Here is a 20,709-nt window from a genome sequence, read left to right as displayed (position 1 = left end):
GTGCCCCCCGTGCCACGCCGTCGCAACACCGCCCCGCCCCGTGAGGAACTGCTGGCCGCTGCCATGGCCACCATCGCCGAACGGGGGCTCGACGGCCTCACCATGGCCGGACTCGGCCGCGAGGTCCAGATGAGCAGCGGACACCTCCTCTACTACTTCCGCACCAAGGACGAGCTGCTGCTCCAGACCCTGGAGTGGAGCGAGGGACGGCTCGGCGCGGAGCGGAACGCCCTGCTGTCGGGGCCGGCGACGGCCCGCGAACGGCTCGACGGGTACATCGATCTTTACCTTCCCGACGCCCCTCGCGATCCGCACTGGACGCTCTGGCTGGAGGTGTGGAACCGCTCGCAGAACGCGGACGACGACGCACGCGCCCGGCAGGCCGCCATCGAGGACGCCTGGCACCGCGACCTGGTGGCCCTGCTGGCCGGGGGCGCGGCTGCCGGGGAGTTCCGTCCCGTCGACGCCGATCGGTTCGCGACCCGGCTGCGCGCCCTGCTCGACGGCTTCAGCGTCCATGTCGCGGTCGGTATCCCCGGCACCGGCCGTTCCCAGGTCCTCGCGCTGGTGAGGGAGTTCGTCGAGGATTCGCTCCTCGTCCGGTAGCGGCCGTGCCGCCGTGAACGAAACGCACGTAAGTACGCGCGATCGTTGCGCATTTCGCCCTTGTTACGGTCCCGGCTGTTCGGGCACGGTGACGGACCATGGGACGAGAGCAGTGGAAGAAGATCTGGGTCGGCTCGGCGGGCAACATGGTCGAGTGGTTCGACTGGTTCGTGTACGCGACCTTCGCGGTCTACTTCGCGGATTCGTTCTTCCCCGAAGGCAATGAGACCGCCAATCTCATGAACACCATGGGCATCTTCGCCGTCGGCTTCTTCATGCGGCCGGTCGGTGGCTGGCTGCTCGGCCGGATCGGCGACCGCAGGGGGCGCAAGGCCGCGCTCACCCTCACCGTCACGCTGATGTCGGCCTCCGCGATCCTCATCGCCGTCGCGCCGACGTACGACGTCGCGGGGTACGGCGGTGTCGCCGTCCTGCTGGTGGCCCGGCTGCTCCAGGGCCTGTCCGTCGGCGGTGAGTACGCCGCCAGCGCCACGTACCTCACCGAGGCCTCCGCGCCCCACCGGCGCGGCTTCGCCTCCAGCTTCCAGTACGTGTCCATGACCGCGGGACAGCTCGTCGGCCTCGGCCTCCAGATCGTCCTCCAGCGCAACATGTCCGAGGCAGCCCTGCACAGCTGGGGCTGGCGCATCCCGTTCGTCGTCGGCGCGCTCGGCGCCGCGATCGTCTTCTATCTGCGCCGCTCGATGCTGGAGACCGAGGTGTACGCGGAGTCCGGCGCCGCGGAACAGGACGACCGCGGCACGCTGAAGGCGCTGTGGCAGCACAAGCGCGAGGCGTTCCTGGTGATGGCGCTGACCATGGGCGGGACCGTCGCGTACTACACGTACACGACCTACCTCTCCAAGTTCCTCTCCAAGAGCGCCGGCATGGACAAGCCCACCGCCTCGCTCGTCAGCTTCTGCGCCCTGTTCGTCTTCATGTGCATCCAGCCGCCGGCCGGGATGCTCTCCGACCGGATCGGCCGCCGCCCGCTGCTGATCACCTTTGCCGTCGGCTCCACCTTCCTGACCGTGCCGATCATGACGATGCTCAAGCACGCGGGCACGTTCTGGCCGGCGTTCGGACTGGCGCTGCTCGCCCTGGTCGTCGTCACCGGGTACACCTCGATCAACGCCTGTGTGAAGGCGGAGCTCTTCCCGACCGGCATCCGCGCCCTGGGCGTCGCCCTCCCGTACGCCATCGCCAACGCGCTCTTCGGCGGCACCGCCGAATATGTGGCGCTCTGGTTCAAGAAGGCGGGCATCGAGTCCGGCTTCTACTGGTACGTGGCGGGCTGCGCGGCGGTCTCCCTGGTGGTCTACCTGACCATGCGCGAGACCCGCGACATCGACCTGAACCGGGTCGGCGTCAAGGACGCGGACCGGGAAGGCGCGGAGCAGTCCGGCGCGACGAGCGTCACGCCCGCATCCTGAGACGGGGCGGGGCACGGAGGCGGCCCTGTGCAAGACTGCTTCCGTGCCCTCGTTCGTCATGATTATTGGCAGCAGGCGCGCCGGTCCGCAGTGACCGTCCCGCACCACCACGTGCGGCACGGCCACCGTGCCCCAGACCCGCGCGCAGACCTCTCGCACCCGCGAGGGGTTTTTTCGTTTTCCGGCCCTCACCTCGGCCGGGGCGAGAGGCGCGCGAGATGATGGGGGCAAGTGGAGCCAGATCGTCCGGATCCGCTCATCCGACAGGAGTCAGACCAGCATGACCACCAAGGCCAAGCCCACCGACGACAGTTTCCATGTCTTCGACACCACACTGCGCGACGGGGCCCAGCGTGAAGGCATCAACCTGACGGTCGCGGACAAGCTGACCATTGCCCGGCACCTGGACAACTTCGGCGTGGGCTTCATCGAGGGCGGCTGGCCCGGCGCCAACCCCCGCGACACCGAGTTCTTCGCCCGCGCGCAGCAGGAGATCGAGTTCAAGAACGCCGAGCTGGTCGCCTTCGGCGCGACCCGCAGGGCCGGTGGCAAGGCCGCCGAGGACCCCCAGGTCAAGGCGTTGCTGGAGTCCGGCGCCCCGGTGATCACGCTGGTCGCCAAGTCGCACGACCGCCATGTGGAACTCGCGCTGCGCACCACCCTCGAAGAGAACCTGGAGATGGTCGTCGACACCGTCTCCTACCTCCGTGAGCAGGGCCGCCGGGTCTTCGTGGACTGCGAGCACTTCTTCGACGGCTACCGCGCCAACCCCGAGTACGCCAAGGCCGTCGTGCGCGCCGCCTCCGAGGCCGGCGCCGATGTCGTCATCCTCTGCGACACCAACGGCGGCATGCTCCCCGCCCAGGTCCAGGCCGTCGTCTCCACGGTGCTCGCCGACACCGGCGCCCGGCTCGGCATCCACGCCCAGGACGACACCGGCTGCGCCGTCGCCAACACCCTCGCCGCCGTCGATGCGGGCGCCACGCACGTCCAGTGCACCGCCAACGGCTACGGCGAGCGCGTCGGCAACGCCAACCTCTTCCCCGTCGTCGCCGCCCTGGAACTCAAGTACGGCAAGACCGTCCTCCCCGAGGGCGCGCTCGCCGACATGACCCGCGTCTCGCACGCCATCGCCGAGGTCGTCAACCTGACTCCCTCCACTCACCAGCCCTATGTGGGTGTTTCCGCCTTCGCCCACAAGGCCGGACTGCACGCCTCCGCGATCAAGGTCGACCCCGACCTCTACCAGCACATCGACCCCGCCCTGGTCGGCAACACCATGCGGATGCTGGTCTCCGACATGGCGGGCCGCGCCTCCATCGAGCTCAAGGGCAAGGAACTCGGCATCGACCTCGGCGGCGACCGCGCGCTCGTCGGCCGGGTCGTCGAGCGGGTCAAGGAGCGCGAGCTCAAGGGCTACACGTACGAGGCCGCCGACGCCTCCTTCGAACTGCTGCTGCGCGCCGAGGCCGAGGGCCGGGTACGCCGTTACTTCCGCACCGAGTCCTGGCGCGCCATCGTCGAGGACCGCCCCGACGGCACGCACGCCAACGAGGCGACCGTGAAGCTCTGGGCCAAGGGCGAGCGCATCGTCGCCACCGCCGAGGGCAACGGCCCGGTCAACGCCCTCGACCGGGCGCTGCGGGTCGCCCTGGAACGGATCTACCCGCAGCTCGCCAAGCTGGAGCTGATCGACTACAAGGTCCGCATCCTCGAAGGCCGCACCGGCACCGAGTCCACCACCCGAGTCCTCATCACCACGGGCGACGGCGCCGGCGACTGGGCGACGGTGGGCGTCGCGGAGAACGTCATCGCCGCGTCCTGGCAGGCCCTGGAGGACGCGTACACCTACGGGCTGCTGCGGGCGGGGATCGAGCCGACGGAGTAGCCCTCGCGGGGGCGGGCCGGGGCGGTCCGTCCCGGCCGCGGTCGCGTCGTTGCCGGGGCCGAGGGTGCAGCTGACGTCGGTTCAGTCGTGAGCGCTCGCGCAGGGCCCCGCGTTCAGGGGATGAAGGCACAACGCGTCCTGTCTGCACGGGAGATGGGTCGGGAGGTGGAGTGCGATATGGGTACGGACCAATGTCGGCGTGAAGTATTGACGCCACTGTTCCGGCGGGGTTAACTCACGCCGCAACGCCGGTACCGGTTCCGGAACCGGTTGCGGTACCGGTCGCACCATCCGGTTCGACGCCCTGTCATGCCTTGCCCCGGAGGCCCCGATGCGTGTCACCATCGCCGATGTCGCCCGTGAGGCCGGCGTCAGCAAGACGACCGTGTCGCGGGTCATCAACACCAAGGGTGAGGTGGACGGTTCCACGGCTGCCCGCGTTCGTGAAGTGATCGCACAGCTCGGCTACGTACCCAGCTCGGGTGCCGTCGGACTGGCCCGCGGCAGCAGCCGTACGGTCGCCATGCTGGTGCCCTCGCTCACCTGGCCGTGGATGGGCGAGGTACTCCAGGGCGTCGTGGACACCGTCGAGGCCGCCGATTACGGGCTGCTGCTCTTCACCTGCAACCGCGGCGCCGAGTCCGTACGGCGCTTCACCGGCCAGGTGTCGGCGCGCGCCTTCGACGGGCTCCTGGTCGTCGAGCCCGAGAACACCCTCGACCATCTCACCGCGCTGCACCGCGACGGTCTGCCGATCGTGCTGATCGACGACCGCGGCCACCACCCCGAGTTCCCCTCCGTCGTGACCACCAATCGCGAAGGAGGGGCATCCGCCGCCCGTCATCTGCTGGCCGCCGGGCGCAGCAGACCCCTGGTCGTCACGGGCCCCCGGCACTTCGGCTGCGTACGCGACCGGCTGGACGGATTCCGCACGGTCCTGCCCACCGATCTCGTCGTCCACGGGGACTTCACCGAACGCAGCGGCCGACTGGCCGTGGAACAACTCCTCGCCTCCGGCGCACAGTTCGACTCGGCCTTCGCGCACAACGACATCAGCGCGGCGGGCGTGCTGCGGGCCCTGCGGGCGGCCGGGCGGTCGGTGCCGGACGACATCGCCGTGATCGGCTTCGACGACATCCCGATGGCCCAGCACACCGAACCGCCCCTGACCACCGTGCGCCAGCCCACCCGGCGGATGGGTGAGGCGGCCGCACGGCTGCTGCTCTCCCGCCTCGGCGGCACGCCCGCACCCGACGCACCGGTCGTACTGCCCACCGAACTGGTCGTGCGCCGCTCGGCGCCGTAGCGGCCCGGCCAAAACCCCGGCCGCCTGCCCCTCCTCACCCCAGAGCCTCCCGAACCTCCCTCCTGGAGTCGCCATGTCCGCACGACGTCACGCCACTTTGAGAGCGCTCTCGATCGCCACCGCGGCGGTCCTGCTCGCCGCCGGTTGCTCGTCCGCCAACTCGGGTGCCAACAAAGGGGGCGGCGCCTCTGGAGTGCTGACCCTGGGCAAGCCGGACGGGCCGCAGACCGACAACAGCAACCCGTTCCTCAACACCTCGGCGGGCGCCACGCTCGGCTACCGCTTCATGATCTACGAGCCGCTCGCCATGACGAACCAGATCCGGCCCGCGGACAAGGCCGCCCCGTGGCTGGCCACCGACTGGAAGTGGGAGTCCAACTTCACCGAGGTCACCTTCACCCTCGACCCCAGGGCCAAGTGGGCCGACGGCAAGCCGCTGACCGCCGACGACGTCGCGTACACCTTCGACCTCCTGAAGAAGCACCCGGCGCTGAACGGCAACGGCATCCCGTTCGACGGGGTCGCGGTGGCGGGCAAGCAGGTCGTACTGACCTTCAAGGAGTCCCAGTACGTCAACCAGAACAAGATCATCCAGCAGTTCATCGTGCCCAAGCACATCTGGCAGGGCGTCAAGAACCCCGAGACCTGGCCCAACCGCACGCCCGTCGGCTCCGGCCCCTACAAGCTCAAGACGTTCACCCCGCAGACCACCACGCTGACCGCCACGCCCGGCTACTGGAAGGGCCGGACCGAGGTCAAGGAGCTGCGCTACACCGCGTACAACGACAACAGCGCGGCGACCACGGCGCTGGCGAACGGCAAGGTCGAGTGGTCGTTCGTCTTCATGCCCGACTACAAGCAGCTGTTCATCGCCAAGGACCCGAAGAACCACAAGCTGTGGTTCCCCTCCGGGCTCGGCATCCACGGACTGTGGTTCAACACCGCCCGCAAGCCGTTCGACAACCCGGCGCTGCGCAAGGCCATGGCGATGGTCGTCGACCGCAAGGCGATCCACACCCAGGCCGAGGCCACGCTCTACCCGGAGATCACCAACCCGACCGGCATCCCGCTGCCCGCCGGTGAGTCCTTCCTCGCACCCGAGTACAAGAACGCCACCACCGCACCGGACGTCGCGGGCGCCAAGAAGCTTCTCGCCGAGGCAGGGTTCGAGCTCAGCGGCGGCGTGCTGAAGGACCCGGACGGCAAGCCGGTGAAGCTCACCTTCACCGACCCGGCCGGCTGGAACGACTACATCACCGGTCTCGCGATCATCAAGGACAACATCAAGCAGCTCGGCATCGAGGCCGAGGTCAGGACACAGACCGCGGAGGCCTGGGGCGCGGACGTCGCCAACGGCGACTTCGACGCCACCCTGCACTGGACCAACAGCGGCGCCACCCCGTACGACATGTACCAGAACATCATGGACGGCGCGCTGCTCCAGCCCGTCGGCAAGGCGTCCCAGCTCGGCAACTTCGGCCGCTTCAAGAGCGACGAGGCGACCGGGGCGCTCAAGGACTTCGCCGGCGCCACCGAGGAATCCGCCCGCACCGAGGCCATGAACACCCTCCAGAAGATCATGGTCGAGCAGGCGCCGGTGATCCCGACGGCCGCCGCCCCCATCGGAGCCGAGTACTCCACGAAGAACTGGGTGGGCTGGCCCACCGAGGCCGACCCGTACGCGCCGCCGCAGCACACCCAGCCGTCCGCGCTCCAGATCGTGCTGAAGCTCAAGCCCGCCAAGTAGTGCCAGGGATACGGGACACAGGGACCGGTCATGTCGAAACAGCCCGCACAGAACCACGTCGTGCTCGAAGCACGCTCAGTCACCAAACACTTTCCCCTACGCCGCACCGGACGCGACCTCGTCACGGGCCGACGCCGTACCGTCCACGCCGTCGACGAGGTCTCGCTGGAACTGCGGCGCGGCACCGTCACGGCGCTGGTGGGGGAGTCGGGCTCGGGGAAGTCCACCGTGGCCAGACTGCTCGCCCAGCTGTACCCGCTCACCGGCGGCGAGATCCGGCTGGACGGCACGGCCGTGAAGGCCGGACGAGGCCGGTCCTTCCGCGGCTACGTACGCCGGGTCCAGCTCATCTTCCAGGACCCGTTCGCCTCGCTGAACCCGGTGCACACCGTGCGCTACCACCTCACCCGGGCGCTGCGGATCCACGGCCGGGCGGGCAGTGGCGAGGCGGAGCTGGAGCGGAACCTGACCGCTCTGCTGGACCGCGTCCAGCTGACTCCCGCGCACCAGTACCTGGACAGGTTCCCGCACGAGCTGTCCGGGGGACAGCGTCAGCGCGTGGCCATCGCCCGCGCACTCGGCGCCGATCCCCAGGTCCTGCTCGCCGACGAGCCCGTCTCGATGCTGGACGTATCGATCCGGCTCGGTGTGCTCAACCTGCTGAAGGACCTCAAGGACCGGCTGCGGCTCGCGATCCTCTACATCACCCATGACATCGCGTCGGCCCGCTACTTCGCGGACACGACGCTGGTGATGTACGCGGGCCGGATCGTCGAGGGCGGTGACAGCGAGACCGTGACCCAGCGGCCCGCCCACCCCTACACCCAGCTCCTCATCGCCTCCGCGCCCGACCCGGACCGGGCGGCCGACGAGGCGGCGGGGGAGGAGACCGGCAGCGGCGAACCGCCCTCGCTCATCGACCCGCCCCCGGGCTGCCGCTTCCACCCCCGCTGTCCGAAGGCCATGGAGCGCTGCCGCACCGAACCGCCGCCCCGCTTCGGCCTCGACGACGGCCAGTGGGCGGCCTGCTGGCTGTACGCGGACGGTGCGGAAGCCGACCACGAGCCCCAGAAGGAGAGCGCGGCGTGAAATACCTGCTGCAACGGCTCGCCTTCTACCTGGTCACCGCGTGGGCCGCGATCACCATCAACTTCCTGATCCCGCGCATGATGCCGGGCGACCCGGTCCAGGCACTGCTCTCCCGCTTCCAGGGACAGCTCGACACCGACGCCGTCGACTCGCTCAAGGCGCTCTTCGGCCTCGACGAACACCGGTCGCTTTGGCAGCAGTACACCGACTACTGGTCGCATCTGCTCGACGGCGACCTCGGGCTCTCCTTCACCTTCTTCCCGACGCCGGTCAGCGAGGTGATCGCCCAGTCGCTGCCGTGGACGCTCGCACTCGTCGGCATCACCACGCTGATCAGCTTCCTGCTCGGCACCGGCATCGGAGTCTTCACCGGGTGGCGGCGCGGCTCCTGGCTGGACGGCCTGCTGCCCGTCACCACCTTCATCTCGGCCATCCCGTACTTCTGGCTGGGGCTCATCGCCATCGCGCTGTTCGCCGTGAAGTGGCCGCTCTTCCCGGCCGCCGGGGGCTACGACAGTTCGCTGGTGCCCGCCTTCGACCGGCCGTTCATCTCCAGCGCGCTCTACCACGGGGTGCTGCCCGGCCTCACCATCGTGCTCAGCGCCGTGGCCGGCTGGATCCTCGGCATGCGGAACATGATGGTGACGGTGTCCTCGGAGGACTACGTCATGGTCGCCCAGGCCAAGGGGCTCCCCGAGCGCCGGGTGATGTTCGGATACGCGGCACGCAACGCGATCCTCCCCAACATCTCCGGCTTCGCCCTGTCCCTGGGCTTCATCGTCGGCGGCACGCTGCTGGTGGAGATGGTCTTCTCCTACCCCGGCATCGGCTACCAGCTCTTCCAGGGTGTCGGCGCCAAGGACTACCCCCTGATGCAGGGCGTCTTCCTGATCATCACGCTCTCCGTCCTCGCCGCGAACCTCCTCGCCGATGTCATCTACCTGCTCCTCGATCCCCGTACCCGAAGGGAGGCCTAGGACATGACCGTCAGCACCGCCGAGGTCGCCGTGACCGGCCCGGCCGGGACCGACCCCGCCGGACCCCCCGCACCCGGCAGACGCAGGCTGCGCTTCCTGCGCGGCCGCAAGACCCTCGTCGGGCTCGGGATCCTCGCCTTCTTCGTCGTGATCGCGGTCATCGGACCCTGGATCGCCCCGTACGACCCCGACACCATGAGCGACCAACTGCTCCGACCGCCGTCCGGCGCACACTGGTTGGGCACCACACAGACCGGTCAGGACGTGCTCTCGCAGATCCTCGTCGGCACCCGGGGAGTCCTGGTCGTCGGCTTCGTCGCCGGGATACTCGCGACGATCCTCTCCGTACTGATCGGAGTCAGCGCCGGCTTCCTCGGCGGCACGGCCGACGAACTGCTCTCGGTGCTCTCCAACGTCTTCCTGGTCATCCCGGGACTGCCGCTGATCATCATCATCGCCAGCTTCGTCTCCGACGCGGGCAACCTGCTCATCGCCGCCGTCATCGCCATCACCTCCTGGGCGTGGGGAGCGCGGGTGCTGCGCGCCCAGACGCTCTCGCTGCGGCGCCGGGACTACGTCGAAGCGGCCCGCGCCACCGGCGAATCGACCTGGCGGATCATCTTCTTCGAGGTCCTGCCGAACCTGACGGCGGTCATCGCCTCCGGCTTCGTCGGCACCGTCATCTTCGCGATCCTCTCCGAGATCACCCTCGCCTTCATCGGCGTCGCCGACATCTCCGACTGGAACTGGGGGACCGTCCTGTTCTGGGCGCAGTCCAACCAGGCCCTGGCGCAGGGCGCGTGGTGGTGGTTCGTCCCGGCCGGGCTCTGCATCGCCCTGCTCGGCATGTCGCTCGCCCTGATCAACTTCGGCATCGACGAGTTCGTCAACCCGCGCCTGCGTACGGAGACCGGCGCGTCCCGGAAGGTCCGGACGCGGGTCGGCTTCACCCCCGTGGCACGCGCATCCGTGGCACGCGGTACGCACGACAAGGAGCCCCGCTCATGAGCAGCAGCGAGCCCGTCCTCACCGTTCGGGGGCTGAACGTGGACTACGGGACCGGGGACGGTGCCGCGCACGCGCTGCGCGACATCGACCTCACCCTGCACCGGGGCGAGGTCCTGGGCCTGGCGGGCGAGTCCGGCTCCGGCAAGTCGACCCTCGCGTACGCCGTCACCCGGCTGCTCCCGCCGCCCGGGGTGATCACCGGCGGCGAGGTCCACTACCACCGGCCGGGCGGCGAGGTGCTCGACCTGCTGGCCCTGTCGGCCGACGGGCTGAGGGCCTTCCGCTGGCAGGAACTGTCGATCGTCTTCCAGGGCGCGATGAACTCGCTCAACCCGGTGCACACCGTCCGCAGCCAGCTCACCGACGTACTCCGGGCACATCGCCCGGGGATGAAGCGGTCCGAACGGACCGCACGCGCCAGGGAGTTGCTGACCCTCGTCGGCATCTCCGCCGACCGGCTGTCCGCCTACCCGCACCAGCTCTCCGGCGGAATGCGCCAGCGCGTGATGATCGCGATGGCGCTCGCGCTGGAGCCCGAGATCGTCATCATGGACGAACCGACGACGGCCCTGGACGTCGTCATGCAGCGCCAGATCCTGCGCCAACTGGTCAGGCTCCGCGAGGAACTGGGCTTCTCGGTCGTCTTCATCACCCACGACATCTCGCTGCTGATCGAGTTCTCGGACCGGATCGCGATCATGTACGGCGGCCGGATCGTCGAGGAGGCGGCCGCCTCCACGATCTACCAGGACCCCCGCCATCCCTACAGCGACGGGCTGCTGCACTCCTTCCCCGCCCTGCACGGCGCCCGCCGCGAACTCACCGGCATCCCCGGCTCGCCCCCGCACCTGTCCGCGATGCCGGCCGGCTGCTCCTTCCACCCCCGCTGCGGCAAGGCGCTCGACGCCTGCGCCACCCAGGTCCCGGTGCTCGCCGCACCGGCCGGGGACGGTTCCCGCACGGTGGCCTGCTGGCTCCACCGGCCGGCCCCGGCGACCGCGGCACCCCGCTCGTAGCGACCCACGCACACCACAGGAGACCCATGAACATCGTCACCCCCGAGGGATCCAGGGGATACGCGCGCGAGATCGCCGCCGCGGCCGTCCCCGGCCTGCCCGCCGACTTCCGCTGGGGCGTCGCCACCGCCGCCTACCAGATCGAGGGAGCCGCCACCGAGGACGGCCGGACCCCGTCCATCTGGGACACGTACTGCAGGGTGCCCGGCATGGTCGTCCGCGGCGAGAACGGCGACGTGGCCTGCGACCACTACCACCGGATGCCCGAGGACGTGCGGCTCATCGCGGACCTGGGCGTCGACACGTACCGGTTCTCGCTGTCCTGGCCGCGCGTCCAGCCGGGCGGCCGGGGCCCGGCCAACGCGAAGGGCCTGGACTTCTACAAGCGCCTGCTCGACGAGCTGGAGGCCAGGGACATCACTCCCTGGATCACCCTCTACCACTGGGACCTCCCGCAGGAGCTGGAGACCGGTGACATCAGCGGCTCCACCGCGGGCGGCGGCTGGCCGGCCCGTGAGACCGCGTACCGCTTCGCCGAGTACGCCGCGCTCGCGTACGACGCGCTCGGTGACCGGGTGAAGCACTGGACGACGCTGAACGAGCCGTGGTGCTCGGCCATGCTCGGATACGCCTACGGCAACCAGGCGCCCGGCCGGCAGGACTTCGGCGACGCGATCAGGGCCGTCCACCATCTGCTCCTCGGCCACGGCCTCGCCGCACGGTACATCCGCGAGACGGCGGCCGCCCGCGGCAACGAACTCGAACTCGGCATCACGCTCAACCTCGGCACCGCCACGCCCGAGACCGACAGCCCCGAGGACGCCGAGGCCTGCCGCCGCGCCGACGGGATGGGCCGACGCCTCTACCTGGACCCGCTGGTCAAGGGCGTCTACCCCGAGGACGTCGTCGCCGACCTCGCCCTGCGGAACGCCGCACTCCCGGTCGAGGAGGGCGACCTGGGCATCATCTCCACCCCGATCGACATCCTCGGCGTCAACTTCTACCGCGGCACCCTCTTTTCCGGCGTCACGGAGGAGGGCTCCCCGGCCGACGCCGAGGGGCTGCCCGTCACCCGCGGCGTGGAGCGAGACCTGCCGCGTACCGCGATGGACTGGGAGATCACTCCCACCGCCCTCACCGACCTGCTGGTGGGCCTGGAGACGGACTACGGTGTCCCCACGGTCATCACCGAGAACGGCGCCGCGTTCGACGACACCGTCTCCGAGGACGGACAGATCCACGACGCCGACCGCACCACCTATCTCGCCGACCACATCGCCGCCGTCGCCGCGGCCCGCACCGCGGGGGCCGATGTCCGGGGCTACTTCGCCTGGTCGCTGATGGACAACTTCGAGTGGTCCTACGGCTACGACAAGCGGTTCGGCATCGTCCGCGTCGACTACGGCACCCAGGAGCGGACGCTGAAGGACAGCGCCAAGTGGTACCGCGACACCATCCGTCTCACCCGGGGCGGGTGAGCGCCGCGCGGCAGGTGAGGACTGCGCGGCCGGCGAGCACCGCGCGTGACGGCTGTCGCCCCCGCCACGCATCCGGGTTAGCTTCGAAGTATGCGGAACAGATTGTTCCCGACGATGCTGGTCGGCCTGCTGCTGATCCTGGCGGCGGCCGTCCTCGGCATGGCGCCCGGCGCGCCCGCCGCGACGGGAGCATCCACCGCCGCCGCGTCCACCGTCGACGACGTCGCGCAGGCGCTGCGCAAGAGCCCGGTGTACGTCGACCCGGCCGCGTCCGACCAGCTCTCACCGGGGCAGGCCGCCGCCCTGACGAAGAAGATCAAGGACGCCGACAAGCCGGTGTTCGTGGCGGTGCTGCCGCGGACCTCCGCGTTCCCCGCGAAGACCCTGCTGGCCACCCTGCGCACCGACACCGGAATCACCGGCGTCTACGCGGTCCGCCTCGGCAACGGCTTCGACGCGGGCGCCGACCCCCAGGTGATGTCCACCCGGGCGGTACACAACCTCACCGCCGCGGTGAAGACGCCCGGCACGGACACCGACGCCGCCACACAGCTGAACGCCTTCGTCGACCGGGCAGTCGAGCAGGCCCGGGGCAGCGCCCCCGCCTCCTGGGGCGGCTCGTCCGGGGCCGGCGGATCGTCGTCCACCGCCGGGCTGATCACGGTCGGCGCGATCCTGGTACTGGGCGGCGGCACGGCCTACGCGCTCGTCCGCCGCAACCGGAAGCGCAAGGAGACCGAGGAGCGGGCCGCACTCGACAAGCTCCGGGTCGTCGTGGACGAGGACATCACCGCGTACGGCGAAACCCTGGACCGGCTCGACTTCCACCCGGCCGAACCGGGCGCCGACGACAACATGCGCGCGGACTACGAGCGGGCACTCGACTCCTACGAGAGCGCGAAGACCCGGATGGACCGGGCCCGGCATCCGTCCGACGTGCGCGGGGTCACCCAGGCCCTGGAGGACGGCCGCTTCTCGCTCGCGGTCCTGGAGGCCCGCCGCACCGGCGGCGAACTGCCGGCCCGCCGCCCGCCGTGCTTCTTCGACCCGCGCCACGGCCCCTCGGTCGCCGACGTCCGGTGGTCCCCGTCCGGTGGCACGGAACGCGAGGTCCCGGTCTGCGCGGCGGACGAGGTCCGGCTGCGCGCGGGCGAAGAACCGCTGAGCCGCACCGTCGACACCGGCGACGGCCGCCGCCCCTACTGGGAGGCGGGCCCGGCCTACGGTCCGTGGGCGGGCGGCTACTTCGGCGGCGGGCTGCTCCCCGGCCTGCTCGTCGGCACGATGCTCGGCTCCATGCTGTCGAGCCCCGCGTACGCGGCGGAGTACGGCGGCGGCGACTTCGGCTCCGGCGGGGACTGGAGCGGCGGCGACTTCTCCGGCTCCGACTTCGACTCCTCGGGCTTCGACGGCGGCGGCTTCGGAGGAGGCGGCGATTTCGGGGGCGGTGGCGGATTCGACGGGGGCGGGTTCTGAGCCGCTGAACAGCGACCTCTCGGGCAGGTGCGATTCATGCTAGACCTGAAGTTATGTCTGGTATCGGCCGATTCCGGGCGCGGTTGCGACGCTCCGTCCGGCGATCACATCGGCACGATGGAGGACGCCCGGGCCAAGAGGCGCCCGCGCCGTCCGGCCGGGACCTGACCCGCCGGCCGCCGAGCCACGGACTGCGCTCCCTGCTCAGTGTGCACACCGTGGCCGGCCAGGTCTTCTGCTTCGTCCTCGGTCTCGTGCTGCTGCTCGTCGTGGCGGGGGCGGTAGCGCTGGTGGTGGAGGGCCGCCGCGACTCCATGTCCGAGGCCCGGGCCCGCACCCTGAGCGTCGCGGAGACCTTCGCCCATTCGCCCGGGACCGCGGCGGCGCTGGACAGCAAGAACCCCACCGCGATACTGCAGCCGCGCGCCGAGGAGGTCCGGAGACAAACCCATGTCGATTCCGTGGTCGTGGCGAGCCCCCAGGGCATCCGCTACACCCACCCCGACCCCGCGCTGATCGGCAAGCACCTCATCGGCCCCTACCAGGAGGCGCTGACCGGGCCGGGCGTCACCCTGACCTTCACCGGAAGCCGTGGACCCGTGGTCGATACGATCGTGCCCGTGCCCCGGCCGGACGGCTCGGTCGCCGGCGTGGTCTCGGTGGGGATCACCGTCGAGTCGGTGAACAGCGTGGCGAACCGCTCCATCCCGTTCGGCGCGGGCGCCGCGGCGGTCGCGCTCGCGCTCACCGCGGGCGGCGCGGCGCTCCTGAGTAGACGGCTGCGGCGGCAGACCCATGGGCTCGGACCCGCCGAGATGACCCGGATGTACGAGCACCACGACGCGGTGCTGCACGCGGTCCGCGAGGGCGTCCTGATCGTCGGGGCCGACCGGCGGCTGACGCTGGCCAACGACGAGGCCCGCAGACTCCTCGACCTGCCCCCGGACGCCGAGGGCCGGGTGGTGGCGGACCTCGGGCTGACCCCCGGTACCGCGGATCTGTTCGTCTCCGGCCGGACCGTCTCGGACGAGGTGCTGCGGGCCGGCAACCGGCTGCTGGCCGTCAACCTCCGTCCGACCGACGCGCACGGCGGGCCGCCCGGCACGGTGGTGACCCTGCGGGACACCACCGAACTCCGCGCGGTCACGGGGCAGGCGGAGTACGCGACCGAACGGCTGCTGCTCCTGTACGAGGCCGGTGCCCGGATCGGCACCACCCTCGATGTGACCCGGACGGCCCAGGAGCTGACGGAGGTGGCGATCCCCGGATTCGCCGACGCCGCGACGGTCGACCTCGCCGACCCCGTACTGCGCGGGGACGAACCGGTGACACCGGACGGCGGCACGCTGGAGATGCGCCGCACCGCCGTCGCGGCGGTCCGAGCGGACCATCCGCTGTATCCGCTCGGCCACGTGGTGAGCTTCGTCCCCACCAGGATCCGGGCCATGCGCGCGCACAACGACGAGGCCGATCTGCAGAGCGATTTCCTGAAGCTGGGCTGGCGGAACTGGGAGCCCGATGTGGCCGAGCGGATCAGGGCGCACGGATTCCACTCGCTCCTGTCGGTGCCGCTGCACGCGCGCGGCGTCATCCTGGGCATGGCCAACTTCTGGCGCTCGGGCGATTCGGAACCGTTCGACGACGACGATCTGTCCTTCGCGGAGGAACTGGTGGCCCGGGCCGCGGTCGGCGTGGACAACGGCCGCCGGTACACACGGGAGCACTCGATGGCCGTCACGCTCCAGCGCAGTCTGCTGCCCCGCGGCCTGCCCGAGCAGAACGCCCTCGATGTCGCCCACCGCTATCTGCCGGCGCAGGAGGGAGTGGGAGGCGACTGGTTCGATGTGATCCCGCTGTCCGGCGCCCGGGTGGCGCTGGTCGTCGGCGACGTGGTCGGGCACGGGCTGCACGCCGCGGCCACCATGGGGCGGCTGCGCACCAGTGTCCACAACTTCTCCCTGCTGGATCCCGCGCCCGACGAACTCCTCGGGCATCTCGACGAGCTGGTCGGCCGGATCGACCGGGAGGAAGCCACCGACGACGGCGGTGTCGAGATCGCCGGAGCCACCTGTCTGTACGCGATCTACGACGCGGTCTCCGGGAACTGCGAGGTGGCCCGGGCCGGCCACCCCGGGCCCGTGCTGGTCCTTCCCGACGGCACCGTCGAGTTCCCCGAGGTTCCGACCGGACTGCCCCTCGGCATCGGCGGCATGCCCTTCGGGGCGGCCGAGTTCCACGTACCCGAGGGAAGCCGGCTGGTCCTCTACACGGACGGGCTCGTCGAGCGGCGGGGCCGGGACATCGACACCGGTCTCGGCCTGCTGCGCGACTGCCTCGCCGGCCGCGACCGGACGCCGGAGGAGACGTGCGACGACGTGCTCGACGCGCTGCTGCACGAACAGCCGGACGACGATGTCGCCCTGCTCGTGGCCCGCACCCGCACGCTCGATCCCGACCAGGTCGCGCAGTGGGCCGTGGCCACCGATCCGGCGGCGGTCGCCGGAGTCCGCAAGAACGTCGCCCAGTGGCTCACCGACCGGGGCCTGGAGGAGGAGGCGTTCGCCACCGAACTGATCCTGAGCGAACTGGTCACCAACGCGGTGCGCTACGGCACGGCACCCATCGGGGTCCGCCTGCTGTACGACCGCAACCTGATCTGCGAGGTGTCCGACAGCAGCAGCACCTCCCCGCATCTGCGCTACGCGGCGACGACGGACGAGGGCGGCCGGGGCCTGTTCCTCGTCGCCCAGTTCGCCGAGCGCTGGGGCACCCGCTACACCGAGACGGGCAAGGTCATCTGGTCGGAGCAGACGGTCGGCGAACCGGAAGAGGACAGCCTCTAGGGCGGTGTTTGCTGTTCCGGCAATGAAGCTTGCCGAAAATGTGCTTCTTCGCGGACGCTCTCCGGTGAAAGGGAGGTGCTCCGCATGAGCGAAATGACCGGGGACGACAGCGTGAACAGCGGTGACGAGGTGACGAGCGGGGGCGGCGACGCGGACCGGCACTACGACGCGGTGGTGATCGGCGGTGGCTCCGCCGGACTGAGCGGAGCCCTGACCCTGGCCAGGGCACGCCGGTCGGTGCTGGTGATCGACGCGGGGCGGCCGCGCAACGCCCCGGCCCCGCACATGCACGGCTACCTGGGACACGACGGCGTCCCGCCCTCGGAGCTGCTGGCCACCGGCCGGGCCGAGGTGACCCGTTACGGGGCCGAGGTCGTCCGGGACGTGGTGGTGGCCGCCGAGCGGCTGCCCGACGGCGAGGGGTTCCGGGTCGTACGGAAGGAGGGGGCCCCGGTCGTGGCGCGCCGGCTGCTGGTGACCACCGGCCTCGTCGACGAGCTGCCCCCGGTGCCGGGCGTGGCCGAACGGTGGGGGCGCGAGGTCCTGCACTGCCCGTACTGCCACGGTTGGGAGGTCGCCTCCCGCCCGATCGGCGTCCTGTCCACCGGACCGCTGGCCGTGCACCAGGCGCTGCTGTGGCGCCAGTGGAGCGAGGACATCACTCTCTTCCGCCACACCGGGCCCGAGCCCACCGATGAGGAGTACGAGCAACTGGCCGCCCGGGGCATCGCCGTGGTCGACGGCGAGGTGGCCGGTCTCGACGTGACGGACGACCGGCTCACCGGGGTCCGGCTGGCGGGAGGCCGGGTCCTCGCGTGCGAGGCCGTGGTGGTGCAGCCCCGCTTCACCGCCCGCGCGGAATTCCTCGCGGGCCTGGGCCTGGACGCGACCGGGATGAAGGCGGCGGATCAGGTGATCGGCACGTACGTCGCCGCCGACCCGGACGGGGCGACGGAGGTGCCCGGCGTCCGGGTGGCCGGCAATGTCGCCGACCCGAAGGGCCAGGTCATCGCCGTGGCCGCCGCCGGAGTGCGGGCCGCCGCGGCGATCAACGCGGACCTGATCGCCGATGACGTGCGCCGCGCGGTCGCCGCCCGCCGGGTCTGACCGGGGCAACGCCGAGCGCCCGCCTCCCTCCCCGGCGGGGGAGGGCAGGACGGGCGCGCTCGGGTTTCAGGCATGAGGTGGCGGAAGGCCGCGGGGGGCGGCATCAGGCGCCGAGAAGGGGCATCAGGCCTGCGTCGCGGCGGACTTGATCGCGGAGATGTCGAAGTTGAGCTTGACCTTGTCGCTGACCATCACGCCGCCGGTCTCCAGCGCCGCGTTCCAGGTCAGGCCCCAGTCGGAGCGCAGGATGTCCGCGCTGCCCTCGAAGCCGACCCGCTCGTTGCCGTAGACGTCGGTGGCGGAGCCGTTGAACTCCAGGTCGATGGAGAGCGGACGCGTGACGTCCTTGATGGTGAGGTCACCGGTGATGCGGTACATGTCACCGCCGAGCTGCTCGGCCTGCGTGGAGCGGAACGTCATGAGCGGGAACTTCTCGGCGTCGAAGAAGTCGCCGCTGACCAGGTGGCCGTCGCGGTCGGCGATGCCGGTGTCGACGCTGGCGATCCTGACGTCGATCGAGGCGGTTGAGTTCGCCGGGTCGGATCCGTCCAGCTTCAGGCTGCCCCCGTGCTCACCGAAGGAGCCGCGCACATTGGTGACCATCGCGTGGCGCACGGTGAAGCCGATGCTGCTGTGGGCCGGGTCGATCGCGTAGTCACCGGTGAGGGCGGCGAGGGCCGGATCCACGGCGGGGGCGACGGTGGCGGTGGCGGACGGGGCGTTGTTGTTCTTGCGGTTGAACAGAGCCATGGCTCCTCCTCGGGGGACGTGATCGAGCGTGATCGAGCGGGGGCAAGCAGTGGTCCAGCAGTGGTCGAAGTGTTTGTTTAACCTTCAACGAGATTGACTGTAGCGCTATCTAGTTCAATGTTCAACATCAAGCCATGGGGGGATGTTGCGAATCAAGGCCGAACGATGACCGAACGGCGGCCCAATTGCCGCCCGTCATTGCCGCCGCCCTCTGGCGGACGCGCGTAGAACTCGGGCAGTATCTCCATGCCCTTACTTGTCATGAGCAGGAGGAGTCCCCCCATGGTGTCCCATATGAGACTGCGCCCCGTCCTGACCGCACTCGCCCTCGTCCTCGGCGTCCTCTTCGCCCCGGGCGTCGGTGTCCTCGGCGGCGGCGCCACCCAGGCCCACGCCGTCACCAAGCTCACCCACGCCGAGGCCACCGCCCGGTTCAGCTCCTCCGGGATCACCTGGTCGTCCTCCGGCGGCTGCTCCGACCGCAACGTCGCCACCTGCACCTCGTTCGACCAGCTCAACCTGGCCACCGCGCAGGGTGCCCAGACCCTCAAGAGCGCCACGGGCTGCGCGCTGAACATCACCGGTGGCACCGAGACCGGGCACGCCGGTGGCACGTACTCGCACTGGAACGGCTACAAGCTCGACTTCGCCAAGTCGACCTGCCTCACCAACTACGTCCACAACGTCTTCACTTACATCGGCGTGCGCGGTGACGGTGCCCCCCAGTACAAGGCGGGTTCCGGCAACATCTACGCCGACGAGGGCAACCACTGGGACGTGACGTACTACAACTGCGGCGGCTGCTGACCTCCGCCGACCTCCGCGCCGCGTGCCGGCTCGCGCGGGTGCCCGTTCACCGGACGGGGCACCCGCGCGGGTGCGTGCTGTCTTCAAGGCCCTGGTGGCCGACCCGGACATCGGCAAGGGTGTCCACCGGGAGGCGCAGAAGGCTCTCGAGGGTGCGGTCGACGACCTGCGCTACTTCCTGAAGACGGGCCTTCGGATCGCCCAGGCCGAGGACGACCGGGTCGCGATCGCGCGGATTCCGGCCGGACCCCGGCATCAGCGACGACCTGCGCGCGGCGGCCCGCAAGGCCATGGACGGAACCCCGGAAGAGCTGCGCCACTTCCCTGAAGTCGTCCGGTACGAGGCGAACGGCCTAACGCCGCCGACCTCGGGCTGATCCGGCACGGTCCCACTCGTCCGTGCCCACACCGGGGCCGGCACGGACGAACGGTGCGTCGGATCAGGGGTTCTCCACGTTGCGCCACACGGTGAGGTCCACGTTGACGAACTGGCTCGGGTCGTCCTTCGAGGCGAAACCGTGCACGGTGACCAGGCCGTAGTGCCCCGAGCCGGTCTTCACGCAGATCCGGGACCCCTTGCTGAGCTTGTCCTTCTCGATGCGGGTGGTGTACCGGGTGTTGGCACGGCAGCCGGCCAGCGACCCCGGTTCATCGGCTCCCAGCAACGCCATGGTGTTTTCGCTGCTGTTGGTGGCGACGGCGTCATCCCCGAAGAGGGTGTCTCTGTCGTATCCGAAGTCACCGTCGTAGTTCACGTCCAGGTGCTCGGGGCGTGGCGGCTCGTCGGCGAAGGTCACCGTGTAATCGCCAGGAATGCTGAGGTTCTTGTACACGGAGCCCTTCGGTTCCGCCGGGGCCTTGCTGTTGTCGCCGGCGTCGTCGGCGCTCGGCGTCTTGCCGCCGGTCTGCGGCGCACTGCTCTGCTTGTCGCCCTGGGCGTTCTTCGAGCCGTCATCGGTGCCCCGCTGCCCCACCATGTACGCGCCGCCGCCGACGAGTGCGGCGACGACCACTCCCGCGACGACCAGTGCGACACGGTTGCGCTTGCGGGGCGGCTGAGGCGCCACCGGCCCCGTCGGGTGGCCCCCGAACGTCCCGGGAGCCGAGGCATTCGGATAGCCGCCAGGGGCCCCGGCGACCGCATGGGTCGGATGCCCGGCGGTCGGCGGGTAGGCATA

Annotated in this window: 17 protein-coding genes and 1 pseudogene; 16 read left to right on the top strand and 2 right to left on the bottom strand. The window is 70.4% G+C overall.

Going from position 1 to position 20,709, the window contains the following annotated elements:
- The 13 genes from ABZY11_RS22220 to ABZY11_RS22160 all read left to right on the top strand — a co-directional run bounded on the left by ABZY11_RS22220 (window position 1) and on the right by ABZY11_RS22160 (window position 17,974).
- Entirely contained in the window at window positions 1–606 is a 606-nt protein-coding gene (locus ABZY11_RS22220) for a TetR family transcriptional regulator C-terminal domain-containing protein (RefSeq protein ID WP_356480795.1), read from the top strand.
- A gap of 98 nt (window positions 607–704) precedes the next feature.
- A complete protein-coding gene (locus tag ABZY11_RS22215) occupies window positions 705–2,039 on the top strand; it encodes an MFS transporter (protein WP_356480794.1) in 1,335 nt (444 codons plus the stop codon).
- Window positions 2,040–2,319: 280 nt separating this feature from the next.
- Entirely contained in the window at window positions 2,320–3,927 is a 1,608-nt protein-coding gene (gene cimA, locus ABZY11_RS22210) for a citramalate synthase (RefSeq protein ID WP_356480793.1), read from the top strand.
- A 331-nt stretch (window positions 3,928–4,258) separates the two neighbouring features.
- Window positions 4,259–5,233, top strand: a complete 975-nt coding sequence (locus ABZY11_RS22205; RefSeq protein ID WP_356480792.1) for a LacI family DNA-binding transcriptional regulator — start codon at window positions 4,259–4,261, stop codon at window positions 5,231–5,233.
- Between the two features lie 73 nt (window positions 5,234–5,306).
- Window positions 5,307–6,980 (top strand): ABC transporter substrate-binding protein, encoded by a 1,674-nt coding sequence (locus ABZY11_RS22200; protein WP_356480791.1) that lies wholly within the window; start codon window positions 5,307–5,309, stop codon window positions 6,978–6,980.
- Between the two features lie 30 nt (window positions 6,981–7,010).
- Entirely contained in the window at window positions 7,011–8,069 is a 1,059-nt protein-coding gene (locus ABZY11_RS22195; protein WP_356480790.1) for an ABC transporter ATP-binding protein, read from the top strand.
- The gene (locus ABZY11_RS22190) at window positions 8,066–9,046 is read left to right on the top strand and encodes an ABC transporter permease (protein WP_356480789.1); all 981 of its coding nucleotides are present in this window, start codon (window positions 8,066–8,068) and stop codon (window positions 9,044–9,046) included. The genes ABZY11_RS22195 and ABZY11_RS22190 overlap by 4 nt, the downstream gene beginning before the upstream one ends.
- Before the next feature lie 3 nt (window positions 9,047–9,049).
- On the top strand, window positions 9,050–10,054 hold the full coding sequence (locus ABZY11_RS22185) for an ABC transporter permease (protein WP_356480788.1): 1,005 nt from the start codon (window positions 9,050–9,052) through the stop codon (window positions 10,052–10,054).
- Window positions 10,051–11,070, top strand: a complete 1,020-nt coding sequence (locus ABZY11_RS22180; RefSeq protein WP_356480787.1) for an ABC transporter ATP-binding protein — start codon at window positions 10,051–10,053, stop codon at window positions 11,068–11,070. Before ABZY11_RS22185 ends, ABZY11_RS22180 begins: the two co-directional genes overlap by 4 nt.
- A 26-nt stretch (window positions 11,071–11,096) precedes the next feature.
- Window positions 11,097–12,548, top strand: coding sequence for a GH1 family beta-glucosidase (locus tag ABZY11_RS22175; RefSeq protein WP_356480786.1), 1,452 nt, complete (start codon window positions 11,097–11,099; stop codon window positions 12,546–12,548).
- 90 nt (window positions 12,549–12,638) lie between these two features.
- Complete coding sequence (locus tag ABZY11_RS22170; RefSeq protein WP_356480785.1) at window positions 12,639–14,024, top strand: hypothetical protein; 1,386 nt, start codon at window positions 12,639–12,641, stop codon at window positions 14,022–14,024.
- Between the two features lie 218 nt (window positions 14,025–14,242).
- Window positions 14,243–16,867 carry a SpoIIE family protein phosphatase gene (locus ABZY11_RS22165; RefSeq protein WP_356480813.1) on the top strand — a complete coding sequence of 875 codons (2,625 nt, stop codon included), beginning with the start codon at window positions 14,243–14,245 and terminating at the stop codon, window positions 16,865–16,867.
- Between the two features lie 93 nt (window positions 16,868–16,960).
- On the top strand, window positions 16,961–17,974 hold the full coding sequence (locus ABZY11_RS22160; protein ID WP_356480812.1) for an NAD(P)/FAD-dependent oxidoreductase: 1,014 nt from the start codon (window positions 16,961–16,963) through the stop codon (window positions 17,972–17,974).
- 123 nt (window positions 17,975–18,097) lie between these two features.
- Here the strand turns inward: ABZY11_RS22160 and ABZY11_RS22155 are convergent, their stop codons facing one another.
- Complete coding sequence (locus ABZY11_RS22155) at window positions 18,098–18,724, bottom strand: YceI family protein (RefSeq protein ID WP_356480784.1); 627 nt, start codon at window positions 18,722–18,724, stop codon at window positions 18,098–18,100.
- 282 nt (window positions 18,725–19,006) lie between these two features.
- On the opposite strand from ABZY11_RS22155, the gene ABZY11_RS22150 reads away from it, so the two are divergent.
- From ABZY11_RS22150 to ABZY11_RS22140, 3 genes are all read left to right on the top strand, one after another.
- Window positions 19,007–19,531, top strand: a complete 525-nt coding sequence (locus tag ABZY11_RS22150; protein WP_356480783.1) for a hypothetical protein — start codon at window positions 19,007–19,009, stop codon at window positions 19,529–19,531.
- A gap of 70 nt (window positions 19,532–19,601) precedes the next feature.
- Window positions 19,602–19,859: a hypothetical protein gene (locus ABZY11_RS22145; RefSeq protein WP_356480782.1), complete on the top strand. Its 258-nt coding sequence runs from the start codon at window positions 19,602–19,604 to the stop codon at window positions 19,857–19,859.
- Window positions 19,822–19,908, top strand: a complete 87-nt coding sequence (locus tag ABZY11_RS22140) for a hypothetical protein (protein WP_356480811.1) — start codon at window positions 19,822–19,824, stop codon at window positions 19,906–19,908. The genes ABZY11_RS22145 and ABZY11_RS22140 overlap by 38 nt, the downstream gene beginning before the upstream one ends.
- Window positions 19,909–19,971: 63 nt before the next feature.
- Here the strand turns inward: ABZY11_RS22140 and ABZY11_RS22135 are convergent.
- A pseudogene (locus ABZY11_RS22135) lies at window positions 19,972–20,709 on the bottom strand (hypothetical protein); the annotation flags it as partial.

Source organism: Streptomyces sp. NPDC006510 (genome assembly GCF_040611955.1).
Classification (GTDB): Bacteria; Actinomycetota; Actinomycetes; order Streptomycetales; family Streptomycetaceae; genus Streptomyces.
The sequence above is the reverse complement of the archived record's forward strand: the minus strand, read 5'-3'. Positions and strand labels throughout refer to the sequence as shown.